Here is a 14338-nt window from a genome sequence, read left to right as displayed (position 1 = left end):
AATCTAGAAAGGGGAGTTCAAAATGGGAGAGATATCTTTATTTCCACATATCTATTCACTAAATGAAACATCAATGATTGTTCAATTCGCCGATAAGATTGATCCGAATACACAAAAAAATATACTTGCTTTGATTGATCTCCTTAAAACATCTCCTTTTCCTGGTTTTCTTGAGAGTTTACCTAGTTACACCGGTGTAGCAGTGTTTTATGATCCAGCACTTGTGTTATCTGCAGAGCCAGCTTCTATACTTAGTCCAAGTGACAGAGTACGTCAATTGTTAGATGACTATATTATTTCTAGTAAACATCATCAACTCAATGTAGAGCCAGAAACAATTGAAATTCCAGTGTGTTATGACTGGACTTTGGGACCGGATCTACAGGAAGTAGCCGATTATAATCAACTCACGGTTGATGATGTCATCTCGATTCATTCTAAAGGGAGCTATCAAGTGTATATGATTGGGTTTGCTCCCGGTTTTCCTTTTTTGGGAGGAATGTCCGAATCAATCGCAACCCCACGTAAACAACAGCCCCGCTTAGAAATTCCAGCAGGTTCAGTTGGAATTGCAGGCAAACAAACAGGAGTTTATCCAATGGTCACACCAGGAGGTTGGCAGTTAATTGGTCAAACTCCCCTTAAAATGTTTGATTTAAATCGAGATGAACCAAGCTTGTTAAAGCCAGGTCATATTGTGAGGTTTAGACCAATCTCCTTAGAGGAATATCAAGACTTAAAGGAGCGTGACTAAATTGAGTATTCAAGTTGTGAAGCCTGGACTGCAGACAACGATTCAGGATTTAGGACGTTTTGGGTATATGAGTCAAGGGGTATCCGTTACTGGTGCAATGGATGCAAGATCCCTTCGAATATCAAATCTACTCGTTGGTAATGCGGAAAATGAGGCTGTTCTTGAAATGACTATGACAGGTCCATCATTAAAATTTGATGAGGACCGATTGATTGCGGTATCTGGTGGTGGAATGCTTCCGGTTATGAATGGAAAACGGCTGCAAGTACATACTCCTTTATTTATTCAGCAGGCTCATTGCTCCATTTTGAGCCATTAAAAAAAGGATGCCGTGCATATCTTTCTGTCGCAGGTGGTTTTGATGTACCAGTTCTAATGGGAAGTAAAAGCACTTATTTACGTGCAGGTTTAGGTGGATATAAAGGTAGAGCGCTGCAAAAAGGTGATGTATTAGACTTGTTGCCAATGCCTCAAGCATCAAGGGATTTTATGAAACGTTTATCAGAACATCGCTCATCACCAAAGTGGAGTGTTTCACGTTCACCAGGTTCTACAAATGAGCAGACAATTATTCGTGTGTTAAAAGGAAGTCACTATGATCGGTTTACAGAACAAAGTCGGGATTTATTTTTCGGTTCTCCTTTTCAAATTTCAACCCAATCGGACAGGATGGGTTATCGGCTAGATACAGATCAAACCATTGAATTATCAGAACCATTTGAATTATTATCAGAGGCCGTTACACTTGGAACGATCCAGCTTCCTCCTGGTGGAAAACCAATTATATTATTAGCTGATCGTCAGTCTACAGGAGGCTATCCACGTATCGGTCAGGTTATGATTGTAGATATTCCAAAACTTGCTCAATTAAGACCTGGTGAATGGGTGGTCTTTGATGAAGTTTCCCTGCAAGAAGCTGAACAAATATATATTCAGTCTGAAAAAGAAATTGCAGAAATAAAAGCAGCGATCGGATTAAAAGGTGTTCAAGTAAGCTGATAGAAAAGGGGAAGAACGATGAAAAAAATTGATTTAAATTGCGATCTCGGTGAAAGCTATGGGGTATTTAAGGTTGGAAATGATGAAGAAATATTACCATTAGTAACGTCCGTGAATGTTGCGTGTGGATACCATGCAGGAGACCATAACACGATGGCTAAGACAGTCAAATTGGCGAAGGAGCACGGGGCAAGAATTGGAGCTCACCCAGGATTTAGTGATCTATTTGGTTTTGGAAGACGACCAATTCAAACAACGCCAGAGGATATCTATAATTTTGTCTTCTATCAAATTGGTGCGCTTGAAGGCTTCTGTCGTTTGCATAATCAGACAATGCAGCACGTTAAACCACACGGAGCATTATTTAATATGGCTGCCGTTGATTCAGTTATGTCTGAAGCCATCGCTAAAGCAGTCAAAGATGCTAACCCTAATCTTGTTTTATTTGGTTTAGCAGGGAGCGAATTAACGAAAGCAGGAGAAAAATACGGATTAAAAACTGCCAACGAGGTATTCGCTGATCGTACCTATCAACCAGATGGCACATTAACACCACGTACTTCTGCAAATGCTCTAATAACTGATCATGAACAAGCGGTTCAACAAGTATTGCAGATGGTGACTACATCAACCGTTACGGCAGTGGATGGAAGTACCATTCCAATGGAAGCCGATACGGTTTGTGTACATGGTGACGGTGAGCATGCTTTATTATTTGTTAAGGAACTTAGAAATCACTTAACGAAAAATGATATTGAAATCGCATCGATTCTTTAAATGATAACAGTATTGTCTAAGCCCATCTCTCTGCGAGAGGGCTTTTTTTGATTGGAATTGACAGTTGGATTCGTAATTAAATTATTTATTTAAAGGTTAAAATACTAAGAAAAAACGACAAAAAGAATGAACCCGCTTACACTGTAACTATATTATCCGGAGGTGTTAGAAAGATGGCTATGCCGAGTGAAAACGTAAACAACATGAACAACCAAGACCCAAACAACAACGGCATTTGGGCAAAAATTATGGAGATTAAGGTAGGAGTTCTACCATTACCTTTGTATATTTTTATTGCAGCAGCGGTTTTTTTGGCTGCCTATTTTAATGAATTACCAAGCGATATGATTGGCGGTTTTGCCGTCATTATGGTTATTGGAATGTTACTTGGAGATATAGGTTTAAAAACGCCAATTCTTAAGGATATTGGTGGTCCAACTATCTTATCTTTATTATTACCTTCTATTGCAGTGTTTTTAGGATGGTTTAATGCACCTGCTATTGATGCAGTTGATACATTAATGAGTACGTCCAACTTCTTATATGCTTATATTGCTGTTCTGGTAGTGGGAAGTATCTTAGGAATGAGTCGTGTTGTTTTACTTCAGGGATTTGCAAGAATGTTTATTCCACTTGTAGCAGGAACACTTAGTGCGGTTGCTGTTGGCTTGATTGTTGGTTCATTATTTGGATATGAGCTGTATCATACATTCTTCTTTATTATTGTACCAATTATTTCAGGCGGAATTGGTGAAGGAATTCTTCCACTCTCTATTTCGTATGCAACGATGATTGATCAACCATCAACAGAGTTACTTGCTCAATTAGTACCAGCTGCTATTATAGGTAATATCGTAGCAATTATTTGTGCAGGAATGATGAAAAAGCTTGGGGAAAAACGCCCTGACCTTAATGGTAACGGAGTGCTCGTTCGTGCTAAAGGTGCAAACGATATCTTTACCGAGAAGCAAAAAGAAGCTCCTGTAGATTTTCGTTTGATGGGTGCTGGTGTGCTTGTCGCTTCTACTTTCTTTATTTTTGGTGGAGTACTTGAAGGATGGGTAGGAATCTCTGGTGCTGTTCTAATGATTATTTTGGCGGCACTTGTAAAAGTACTTAATATTATGCCAGCTCAAATGGAGCTTGGTTCACATCAGCTTTATAAATTTGTATCATCTTCATTTACATGGCCTTTAATGGTGGGACTTGGAATTATGTTTATTCCATTGGAAAGCGTAGCAGCTGTATTCTCAGTTTCATATGTAATCATCTGTGCGTCAGTGGTTCTGGCAATGGTTGGTTCTGGTTTCTTTGTAGGCAAGCTTATGAATATGTATCCAATTGAAGCTGCGATCGTAACTGGTTGTCACAGTGGTTTAGGTGGTACTGGAGATGTGGCGATTCTTTCTGCATCAAATCGTATGGGGCTTATGCCATTTGCGCAAATTTCAACACGTCTTGGTGGAGCGGCAACAGTAATTGGTGCCACACTTTTAATGAGATTTTTCTTAGGATAAGGATTAATTGAAAATGAACAAAGAGCTAAATGACAACATTGTCATTTAGCTCTTTTTATACTTGCTGATTTTTTTCCATCATCAATTTCCGATAAAGATGATCGATCTCTGCCATACTTAATTCAAACAGGTGACGGTTTTTTAATTTAAAAACACCTAATTCGATAATCCGGGAGATAAGATGATCACGACGATTTGATTCAGACGTATCCTTATTCATCAGGCACCTCTCTTATTATTTTTTTCTTCTATAATGGTCATTTTTGAAATAACTGAACGTTTCAATCCGTTTATAGAAAATTGATAGATACAAAAAGTGTTTAAGCTATTTAATCTTTTTGTTGTGCTTGTTAGTTCGATTAAACGAGTATCTTCTTGCATCATCCATTTCACAGGAACAAGTTTTTTTGAACCATTAGTGTAGCAAGCATAGGCTTTTTCTGGAACAACCAAGTCCCCATTTTGATTAAACTTAGGGGCATCTAGAATCTCAAGATGTATCGGAATTTTTATTAGATGCTGGATACAGTCAATAATTAACCCGGAAACACCCAAGGACCACAGCCTATATAACTCTTTCTCTCTGCGAATGGTCCATATAAATGAATGTAATCCCCACTTGGAGAATGAGTTTTTCGTTCGGTGAAAAGAACGAGTTGATTTTATATTTAGTGAGCTCTGTGTCTGAGATAATGTCTGATGGACAGTTGCATGAGATATACGATTTTTGGACCATTTGTTATGAGAGTATAGTAAACTCACACCAATTTCTTCATTTAATGAGCGGACGGTTTGTAGTGATTCCGGATCAAAGCTTTGGATATGTACACGATGTTCCATACTATATTTTTCTACAAGTTTAATTACTTCTGTAACAGTGTGCCTTTCCTTGATTTCAATTAACAGCAACTGGGGCGACTGCCGGAACCTTGTTAAAAATGTATCTAATGTAACAACAGGAAGTAAGTCTTTTAATTCTTCTAGCAAAAAAGAAGAGACTAAACCTTTGCTTGAAGTGATCCGTTTTATATCTGGATCATGAAAAAGTATCAGTTGCTTGTCTTTTGTTTCGCGTATGTCTGTTTCTAATACATCGGCTCCGTATTCAACCGCTTTTTCAAATGCTGGTAACGTATTCTCAATGTCTAACTGCGGCGCTCCACGATGAGCCACAAATACTGGTCTTTTGAGAATGTGAAGCTTCAAATATTCATCAAACATTTTTCTGCTGTCATTAGTTAAAGAAAGTGTCATTGCATCAACATTAGCACTAAAAAGCTTGTGCATCTTTTCCTTTTCCTCACCATGACTCCATACTACTAACGCATGTTTATGTAATGTATGAGTGAGCATGAGTGCAAGCTCTGGTTGAAGCAAAACAGTTTTAATGCCTAACTTGTTTAATAAACAGATCAGCGCAGTTGCTGACCATGAATGCTCTTTGGCATAAAAGACTCGCCTACATGAAGTATAGCTGTTGAAAACTGCCTTCAGAACTTGTGTATTGGCTGATACGATGGTTAGTTTTGCTTTTTGTTTGGCTGTTATTCTGCTAAGAATCGCATCTAGTTGTTCCATGTCTTCTATATGAATGATTTTTGTGCATGGAGAAGCTAAGAATAGATCCATATGCGCTAAAGAAATGCCTTTAACCATGTCATTAGATATAAACATGTTTGTCGATTTATTTTGAACGGAAGTAAGCTGCTCGATTTGTGTAAGATTCAGAATTGGAACTTGTATTATAGGCTGCTGATTCTTTGTTTTTTTCATCCATATCCCAGCCTTTAGCTGATTGTTCATACTTCTTTTAACAAGTACCCTCTTTACCAATAAAGAAAACCTAATAACTATATTTAAAAATTGTTTGTCAAACATGCAGATAATAGGTAGAATATGCACAGTGTTTAAGAAGAGGTGAAACCATTGAAAAATAAAAAAACACTTTTGTGGTTTAGTTTGCTTACTTTTAGTTTATTTATTTTGCTTGCTTTTACATTCGAAAGTTCGTATTTACAAGCAATCGATGTCTTTTTTGTTGAAGGGATGCCTAACTATCGCCATGATTGGATCACTTCCATTATGCTTTTTTTAGCTTGGTTAGGTGGAACCCGAATCATGGCTGTGCTAACCCTTAGTTTGCTTATCTTATTAGTGATTAAACACAAGCGATTGACTGCAGCATTCCTCCCCATTTTAGTTATGGGTGGAACGGGGGTATTAAATCTAATAGCCAAACAATTAATAAGTAGAGTACGACCTGAGGTGAATTATTTAATCGATCAGCCAGGTTATAGCTTTCCAAGTGGTCATACTATGGCGGCTGTATCGTTGTTTGGACTTATTGTGTATCTCTCTTATATCATGATCGAGAAGGGCACAGTACGAAAGCTGACGGTTATTTCAGCAATCACTTTGGTTGTTTTAATGGGAGCCAGCAGAGTATATTTAGGCGTACATTTTTTTACTGATATCATGGGAGGGACTTTATTTAGTTTGACTTGGTTAATGATTTCAATATATCTTGTTGAATCATTAAAGAGCTCATCTGCTTCACGTTCTGTATCTGACGCCTAGTCGGGGATTTTATAGTTTCAAATGGAGAGAAAATATAAATAAACAACGTGATTTCGACAAAAGTTGAGATCACGTTGTTTATTTTATTTGTGAGAGGGTATATTAACCGAGTAAATAGTCTCATTAAGTTTGGCGTTCAAAGGTCGGGCTTATTTTTTGGGAATTAAATCAAAAATTTTACCACTCTCAAAAATCTCAGTAACTTCAGCTAACCAATTGTAGTAGTTCTCAGCATGTTGTAGCTTTTCAAGATCTGTTATTAATGAGTCGGACCGAATTGAATCATCTGAAATGTCTTGTTCCTGTTGCATTCTTTGTAAAGTATCACGCATTTGATGAACGGCTTGAAGATTGTTTATAACAGATGTTCTCCACCTTTTTACAAAGGCAGTTGAAAACGATTTATACCAATCATCAACTGGCTGATAAAGATCTTTTCGAACACCTTTTTGCCAAGCTTTTTCAACCATATTCGCTTCCATTAGAACCCTGATTCCTGTACTCATGCTAGTTTTACTCATGCCTAGTGATTGACTCATTTCATCAAGTGTCATTGGATGATCAGCAAATAATACAGTGCCATACAATCGGCCAACAGAATCAGATATACCGTACAGGTGCATATTTTGTGAAAGCTCGTGGATGAAATCTTTGCGTGCCTGTTCGATCTGATCACATGTTTCATTAGAACGATCTAACATGTTAGTGACCTCCTTTAACTCTCCTACTAAAGTGTAGCAGATATGATAAGTAGGAAGAACTGAGTGATGTAAGACGATAACAGAGGAATAAGGAGGATATGTTAGGATTCATAACTTTTAAAGCGTACAGTTTAAACTGTACATAAAATATAATCAATTTGTCCGTTATATGAAAATTGCTCAATATATTTTAAAACTGTATAGTAAGAGAGTTGAATATTACAGGACGATGACAAAGAGGTGAATAGTCTGTGGCGAAGATAAAAGTTGAAGGTCTGACAAAGGTCTTTGGAAAGAAACCAAAACGTGCCTTGGACTTACTTGCAGAGAAAAAAAGTAAGGATGACATACTGAAAGAAACGGGAATGACGGTAGGGGTTAACCAAGCTAGTTTTGAAGTCCAAGATGGAGAAATTTTTGTCATTATGGGACTATCAGGTAGTGGTAAGTCAACAATTGTTCGATTATTAAATCGTTTAATTGAGCCAACTACAGGTAGTGTCATGATTGATGGGGATGATCTTGCGAAGATGGATGAAAAGAAACTTCGTGAAGCACGACGTAAAAAGATGAGTATGGTTTTCCAGAAGTTCGGGTTATTTCCGAACCGTACAATCCTTGAAAATGTAGAGTATGGTCTTGAAGTTCAAGGTGTACCAAAAGGAAAAAGACGAGAAACGGCAACAACATCATTAAATTTAGTTGGACTTAAGGGATATGAATCAAGTTATCCAAGTCAACTTTCTGGTGGGATGCAGCAACGTGTTGGCTTAGCAAGAGCTCTTGCTAACGACCCCGATGTGTTATTAATGGATGAAGCATTCTCAGCGCTCGATCCATTAATACGTAAAGACATGCAGGATGAACTTCTTGATCTTCAAGAAACAATGAAAAAGACGATCATTTTTATTACACATGATTTAGATGAAGCGTTACGTATTGGTGACCGCATCATGATTATGAAAGATGGAGCGATTGTTCAAATTGGTTCTCCTGAGGATATCTTAACAAATCCAGAAAATGATTATGTTGAGAAGTTCGTTGAGGATGTGGATCGTTCTAAGGTCTTCACTGCGGAGAATGTAATGATTCGTCCGGAAACCGTTAATATAGAGAAAGATGGACCGCGTGTTGCCTTGCAGCGTATGAAGGATGCGGGAATCTCAAGTATCTTTGTGACGAGACGAAACAAAGAATTAGTAGGAATCGTTCATGCTAAAGAAGTGGCCGATCTCATTAAAACAGGTCAAACTTCAATTGAATCGATTGTAAAAAATGATATTGCAAGGGTAGCACCAGAAACCACACTTTCTGACTTGTTTGAACAGGTATCAACAAGCCCTGTGCCACTCGCAGTTGTAACTGAAAATAAACTACGCGGAATTATTGTTAGAGGAGCTGTTCTAGGAGCTCTGTCCGGAAGTGAGGTTGATTTTGATGGATATACTACCACGTCTACCCCTAGCTGATTGGATTGATTGGTTAGTTGATTGGATTAAAAATGCAAGTGCATTTTTTGGAGGAATTCGTAATTTTATTGGGTGGTGTGTTGATGGAATTGGTTGGGTACTATCTATTCCGCCATCATGGCTCTTAATAATTATTATTACTTTAGGAACGTTTTGGCTTCATAAAAGAAAATGGGGACTCGCTTTATTTGTCTTAGTTGGATTATTGCTTATTGATAATCTACAATATTGGAGTCAAATGATTGACACATTATCACTCGTGTTAACAGCAGGACTAATTTCAATTATAATCGGAATTCCGCTTGGTATCTGGATGGCGAAAAGTGCAATTGTTGAAAGTATTTTTAAGCCAATTCTTGACTTTATGCAGACGATGCCAGCATTTGTATACTTAATCCCGGCAGTTGCGTTTTTTGGAATAGGAATGGTTCCTGGGGTTGTGGCTTCTGTTATTTTTGCAATGCCACCAACCGTTCGACTAACAAATCTAGGAATACGTCAGGTATCAACTGAACTAGTTGAGGCTGCAGATGCATTCGGTTCTACAGGATCACAAAAGCTGTTTAAAGTTGAATTACCAATGGCTAAAGGAACGATTATGGCCGGTGTCAACCAAAGTATTATGCTCGCACTATCTATGGTTGTTATTGCAGCGATGATTGGAGCTCGTGGTCTTGGTCAATCAGTATATACGGCTGTAGGACAAAACAATGTAGGTGTAGGATTTGAAGCTGGTATTGCTATTGTTATTGTAGCAATTATCTTAGACCGTTTAACACAAGTATTTAATAGTAAAGCCGAACAAGGACATTAATTGATTCTTCGGAATTAGTTAAAATATATATAAAGATAAAAGGAGAGGTTCAATTATGAAAATGAATACAAAAAAACTAGGACTTGCTATTGGTTTAACGTCTATCCTAGCACTGGCTGCTTGTGGAGACAGTAACGATGGTGCAGATTCTGGCGACGATTCTTCAGGTGCAGATGCTTCTAGCTTATCAGAAATCACAGGTATTGATGGTGGTGCAGGTGTAATGACTGCTGCTCAAAACGCCATTGACACATACGGTTTAGACCTTGCGTTACAAGCAAGCTCTGGTGCTGCAATGACTGAAGCTCTTGGTAATGCAATTAATAATGAAGATCCAATTGTTGTTACAGGTTGGACTCCTCACTGGATGTTTGCAACATATGATTTAAAATATCTTGATGATCCAGAAGGTGTATTTGGTGAAGAGGAAAGCATTCACACATTTACACGTGAAGGTTTAGCAGAGGACGCTCCTGAAGCGAACACAGTTCTAGATAACTTCCATTGGACTGAGGACGAGATGGGTGAAGTAATGCTAGACATTCAAGAAGGTACAGACCCTGAAGAAGCTGCAGCTAACTGGGTTGAAAGCAATCAAGATCGTGTAGATGAGTGGACAAACGGCGTTGACCAAGTTGATGGAGAAACCATTTCACTTGCATATGTATCTTGGGATTCTGAAATTGCTTCTACTAACGTTGTGAAAACTGTGCTTGAATCAGTAGGATACACAGTTGAAACTGCTTCTATGGAAAGTGCATTTATGTGGACTGCTATTGCTGAAGGTGAACAGGATGCGATGGTTGCTGGATGGTTGCCACTTACACATGAAGCGTATTATGAGGATTACAAAGATCAAGTAGTAGATCTTGGACCTAACTTTGAAGGTGCAAAAACAGGATTAGTTGTTCCTGCATATATGGACATTGATTCTATTGAAGATTTGAAATAAGAACAAAAAGCTTTATACTAAAGAGTGCTAGCCCTCGGGTTATGCACTCTTTTTTTAGGAAGGAAACAGAGTATGTCGTTTTTTGAAAGCAATGGAGCATGGATTTTTATACTATGTATCGCAGTTATCATCAGTCTTTTATGGCTGATTCTACGTTTAAAAAAGAAAAAAAGATATGATGTTGCAAAGATTACGCTAAAAGATATTGATCAAATGTCAGGTCACGATTTTGAAGACTATTTGCAGGTATTGTTTACGGCAATTGGTTATGAAACGTATCTAACAAAAAAAAGCCGTGATTATGGTGCTGATTTACTATTTATAAACGAACAGGGAAATAAGATTATTGTTCAGGCAAAACGCTACCAAGCGAAATTGGGATTGACCTCCGTTCAGGAGATATTTGCAGCTAAATCATTTTATCAGGCGGATTTAGCCCTGATTATCACTTCAGCAGAAGGCGTCACAGATTCGTGTTGGAAACTTGCAGGAGCAACTGATATTAGCTTTCTGATGAGAGAAGAGCTTGAAGAAATTCTCAAGCTGTGCAAACAGGGGAAAATGGAAAAAGCAAGAGAGATTGTCGATCATCCAGTCATGCCAGAACAAACAAAACAAACCGGCATGCTTGAATCCGTAAAAGTAACAAGGAACAGGATCGAAGCAGGAGAATATTTTTATAAGAAATAACGAAAGTCAGAGCACATAACTAGCTCCAGCTGATGAAACTAATTCTACTTAGAATAACGTAAAACCCGTAGCACTAATTATTTTCTTAGTGCTACGGGTTTTTAAGGTATAACTTATTGCCGAGCTGAACTCGACAATGCCCCTGGATGACTAATTTTATCACCAATTTTAGCGATAATCGGCTCTAACGATTGTTGATCGCTTATAAGGTCATATTCATTAATGTTAATCTTTAAAACAGGACAGGCATCAAATTCAGCAATCCATTTTTGATAGCGTCCATACATCTCTTCCCAATAAGAGAGTGGAGTTTGCTTTTCCATTTCTCTTCCGCGTTGTTGAATACGGCTTAGGATATCCTCAAGGCTACCATCCAAATAAATTAACAGATTTGGATGAGGAAAGTATGGAGTCATAACCATAGCATCAAAAAGGCTCTTATACGTTGTGTAATCAACCGCAGACATGGTACCTTTATCTGCATGCATTTTGGCAAAGATGCCTGTATCCTCATAAATGGAGCGATCTTGAATGAAATTTCCTCCAGCTTCAAACATTAACTTCTGCTCTTTAAAGCGTTCAGCTAAAAAGTAGATCTGTAAATGAAAGCTCCAACGTTCAAAATCTGCATAAAACTTATCTAGATACGGATTATTATCTACCTGTTCATAAGAAGTGCGGAAGCCTAATTCAGAGGCAAGTGCTTTGGTTAATGTTGATTTGCCAACTCCAACAGTACCAGCAACGGTAATTAATGCATGACTAGGTATGTTATATTTCTCTCGTAAATTCAATATGATGATCTCCTTATTTATGTGATTTCTCGAATTAAGTTGTATATGTAATCAAGATCTGATTGATTTTCAACGTAATCATAGTTGTCACCGTCAATTTTTATAATTGGCACGTGAGGATACATAGCCGACATGGATGCAATGGCTTCTTCATAGTCTGTTATCAGCTGCTCTAAATATTCTGGCTCAATATGCTGCTCAATGCTTCGACCTCTTTGATTTATACGCTTTAGTAATGTAGGAAGACTTGCGTGAATATAAACAATAGCTGTAGGTTCAGGCACTTCTTCTGTGAGGATATTATAAATCCTAATGTATTTATCAAGCTGGTCTTTTGGAAGAGTACGTCTTGCAAAAATGAGATTTTTGAAAATATGGTAATCAGCAACAACAGGCACACCAGCTTGAAGCTTCTCGGCCGTATCTTCAAGCTGCTTATACCGGTTACATAGGAAAAACATTTCTGTTTGAAAACTCCACTCCTCGATATTTTCATAAAACTTACCAAGGAACGGGTTCTCCTCTACAATTTCAGTGAGACTTGCGTATGAAAATTCAGCTGCTAATAATTTTGTCAGGGTTGTTTTGCCCACCCCGATTGGTCCTTCAACCACAATAAATGGTGTATGTTCTGACATCGTATTTCCCCTTATGACTGGTTTTAATCCTAAATAACTTTAGTTGTCCAATCTTCACAATTCCAAACTTCTGTTACCAATCCTTCATAAAATTCAGGTTCGTGACAGATTAACAATACCGTTCCTTTATACTCTTGCAGAGCTCGCTTAAGTTCCGCTTTTGCGTCGACGTCCAGGTGGTTTGTCGGCTCATCTAAAATAAGAATATTGGTTTTGGAGTTCATCAATTTACAAAGTCGGACTTTTGCTTTTTCGCCACCGCTTAATACCATAATTTTGCTCTCGATATGTTTAGTGGTCAGCCCACATCTTGCCAAGGCAGATCGTACTTCTTGCTTGGGTGAAGGAAGGGAACGTATCCCATATCTCTTCAATACACGTTTTGTTTGAATCCTTTACTTCTTGTTCAAAGTAGCCAATTTCCTGATATTCGCCTTTGATAACGTCACCTTGAAGAGGGTGGATGAGCCCAAGTAAACTTTTAAGTAATGTTGTTTTTCCGATACCATTCGCCCCGGTTAAGGCAATTTTCGAATTGCGAATAAGCTCGAGGTTGAGTGGTCTTGTTAAAGGCTCCTCGTATCCAATGACTAATTCCTTTGTTTCAAAGATGTATTTTGATGGAGTTCTAGCTGTATGGAAATGAAAATCTGGTTTGGGCTTCTCTTTTGCAAGCTCAATTACATCCATTTTATCCAAGCTTTTTTTGACGAGACATCGCCATATTCCGAGTCGAAACACGTGCTTTGTTTCGGGCAACAAAGTCTTTGAGCTGTGAAATCTCTTGTTGCTGTCTTTTAAAAGCCGATTCAAGCTGTTGTTTTTTCATTTCATGTACTTCAAGGAAGTGATCATAATCACCTACATAGCGATTTAATTCCTGATTTTCCATGTGATAGATCAAGTTCACAACACGATTTAAAAAAGGAATATCATGCGAAATAAGAATAAATGCATTTTCATATTCTTGTAAGTAACGTGTTAACCAATTAATATGCTGCTCATCTAAATAGTTTGTCGGCTCGTCCAAAAGCAGGATATCTGGTTTTTCTAATAATAACTTTGCTAACAGGACTTTCGTTCGTTGACCACCACTTAGATCAGTTACATCTTTATCAAGGCCAATCTCGTCAAGTCCAAGACCGCGGGCAATCTCTTCAACCTTTGTATCAACGATATAGAAGTCATTATTCGTCAGTGTATCTTGAATAACACCTACGTCTTCTAACAGCTTCTCTAGCTGCTCTGCATCAACATCACCCATTTTTTCATAAAGAGCATTCATACTTGTTTCCATATCAAATAGATACTGAAATGCACTCTTTAGCACATCTCGCATGGTTTGCCCTTTTTGAAGAGTCGTGTGTTGATCTAAATAACCAATTCGTACATTTTTTGACCATTCCACTTTGCCTTCATCTGGCATAAGTTTGCCGGTTATAATATTCATAAAGCTTGACTTACCTTCACCATTTGCACCAATTAAACCGATATGCTCTCCTTTTAATAAACGGAAAGAAACATCCTGAAATATAGCACGATCACCAAATCCATGGCTCAGCTTACTTACGGATAAAACACTCATCTTTAACACCCTTCTTCTCTGCAATCTCTACCCTCTAGTTTACCATACTCATTGAAAGATGTCAGAGTGCT

General features: G+C 38.0%; 13 protein-coding genes and 2 pseudogenes. 9 read left to right on the top strand and 6 right to left on the bottom strand.

All coding sequences use genetic code 11. The annotated features are described in order from the left end of the window. The first annotated feature begins 22 nt into the window (after nucleotides 1-22). The 4 genes and pseudogenes from pxpB (at nucleotide 23) to NDM98_RS07730 (ending at nucleotide 4047) form a co-directional block, all read left to right on the top strand. Nucleotides 23-754 (top strand): 5-oxoprolinase subunit PxpB, encoded by a 732-nt coding sequence (gene pxpB / locus NDM98_RS07745; protein ID WP_251605996.1) that lies wholly within the window; start codon nucleotides 23-25, stop codon nucleotides 752-754. A 1-nt stretch (nucleotide 755) separates the two neighbouring features. Next, nucleotides 756-1753, top strand: a pseudogene (locus NDM98_RS07740) (5-oxoprolinase subunit C family protein). Between the two features lie 18 nt (nucleotides 1754-1771). After that, nucleotides 1772-2530: a LamB/YcsF family protein gene (locus NDM98_RS07735; RefSeq protein WP_251605993.1), complete on the top strand. Its 759-nt coding sequence runs from the start codon at nucleotides 1772-1774 to the stop codon at nucleotides 2528-2530. A gap of 173 nt (nucleotides 2531-2703) precedes the next feature. After that, a complete protein-coding gene (locus tag NDM98_RS07730; protein WP_373370361.1) occupies nucleotides 2704-4047 on the top strand; it encodes a 2-hydroxycarboxylate transporter family protein in 1344 nt (447 codons plus the stop codon). 55 nt (nucleotides 4048-4102) lie between these two features. Here the strand turns inward: NDM98_RS07730 and NDM98_RS07725 are convergent, their stop codons facing one another. Together NDM98_RS07725 and NDM98_RS07720 are read right to left on the bottom strand one after the other, a co-directional pair. Continuing rightward, nucleotides 4103-4267 (bottom strand): Fur-regulated basic protein FbpA, encoded by a 165-nt coding sequence (locus tag NDM98_RS07725; RefSeq protein WP_251605990.1) that lies wholly within the window; start codon nucleotides 4265-4267, stop codon nucleotides 4103-4105. Further along, nucleotides 4267-5820: a glycerophosphodiester phosphodiesterase gene (locus tag NDM98_RS07720; protein ID WP_251605988.1), complete on the bottom strand. Its 1554-nt coding sequence runs from the start codon at nucleotides 5818-5820 to the stop codon at nucleotides 4267-4269. Before NDM98_RS07720 ends, NDM98_RS07725 begins: the two co-directional genes overlap by 1 nt. Nucleotides 5821-5973: 153 nt before the next feature. On the opposite strand from NDM98_RS07720, the gene NDM98_RS07715 reads away from it, so the two are divergent. Beyond that, entirely contained in the window at nucleotides 5974-6624 is a 651-nt protein-coding gene (locus tag NDM98_RS07715; RefSeq protein ID WP_251605986.1) for a phosphatase PAP2 family protein, read from the top strand. Between the two features lie 149 nt (nucleotides 6625-6773). Here NDM98_RS07715 and NDM98_RS07710 read toward each other — a convergent pair whose 3' ends face one another. After that, nucleotides 6774-7325 carry a GbsR/MarR family transcriptional regulator gene (locus NDM98_RS07710; protein ID WP_251605984.1) on the bottom strand — a complete coding sequence of 184 codons (552 nt, stop codon included), beginning with the start codon at nucleotides 7323-7325 and terminating at the stop codon, nucleotides 6774-6776. A gap of 251 nt (nucleotides 7326-7576) precedes the next feature. On the opposite strand from NDM98_RS07710, the gene NDM98_RS07705 reads away from it, so the two are divergent. From NDM98_RS07705 to NDM98_RS07690, 4 genes are all read left to right on the top strand, one after another. Beyond that, nucleotides 7577-8794 carry a quaternary amine ABC transporter ATP-binding protein gene (locus NDM98_RS07705; protein ID WP_251605982.1) on the top strand — a complete coding sequence of 406 codons (1218 nt, stop codon included), beginning with the start codon at nucleotides 7577-7579 and terminating at the stop codon, nucleotides 8792-8794. Continuing rightward, nucleotides 8763-9608, top strand: coding sequence for an ABC transporter permease (locus NDM98_RS07700; protein ID WP_251605980.1), 846 nt, complete (start codon nucleotides 8763-8765; stop codon nucleotides 9606-9608). Before NDM98_RS07705 ends, NDM98_RS07700 begins: the two co-directional genes overlap by 32 nt. A 61-nt stretch (nucleotides 9609-9669) precedes the next feature. After that, nucleotides 9670-10560 carry a glycine betaine ABC transporter substrate-binding protein gene (locus NDM98_RS07695; RefSeq protein ID WP_373370398.1) on the top strand — a complete coding sequence of 297 codons (891 nt, stop codon included), beginning with the start codon at nucleotides 9670-9672 and terminating at the stop codon, nucleotides 10558-10560. 72 nt (nucleotides 10561-10632) lie between these two features. After that, a complete protein-coding gene (locus tag NDM98_RS07690) occupies nucleotides 10633-11250 on the top strand; it encodes a restriction endonuclease (protein WP_251605975.1) in 618 nt (205 codons plus the stop codon). Nucleotides 11251-11363: 113 nt separating this feature from the next. Here the strand turns inward: NDM98_RS07690 and NDM98_RS07685 are convergent, their stop codons facing one another. The 3 genes and pseudogenes from NDM98_RS07685 to NDM98_RS07675 form a co-directional block, all read right to left on the bottom strand. Then, nucleotides 11364-12044 carry a deoxynucleoside kinase gene (locus tag NDM98_RS07685; RefSeq protein WP_251605970.1) on the bottom strand — a complete coding sequence of 227 codons (681 nt, stop codon included), beginning with the start codon at nucleotides 12042-12044 and terminating at the stop codon, nucleotides 11364-11366. A 17-nt stretch (nucleotides 12045-12061) separates the two neighbouring features. Next, complete coding sequence (locus NDM98_RS07680) at nucleotides 12062-12682, bottom strand: deoxynucleoside kinase (RefSeq protein ID WP_251605966.1); 621 nt, start codon at nucleotides 12680-12682, stop codon at nucleotides 12062-12064. Between the two features lie 29 nt (nucleotides 12683-12711). After that, nucleotides 12712-14267, bottom strand: a pseudogene (locus tag NDM98_RS07675) (ABC-F family ATP-binding cassette domain-containing protein). Between the last annotated feature and the right edge of the window lie 71 nt (nucleotides 14268-14338).

It is taken from the genome of Alkalicoccobacillus plakortidis, from assembly GCF_023703085.1.
Classification (GTDB): Bacteria; Bacillota; Bacilli; order Bacillales; family Bacillaceae_D; genus Alkalicoccobacillus; species Alkalicoccobacillus plakortidis.
Note: the sequence above shows the minus strand (reverse complement) of the source record. Positions and strands in the feature narration are given on the sequence as shown.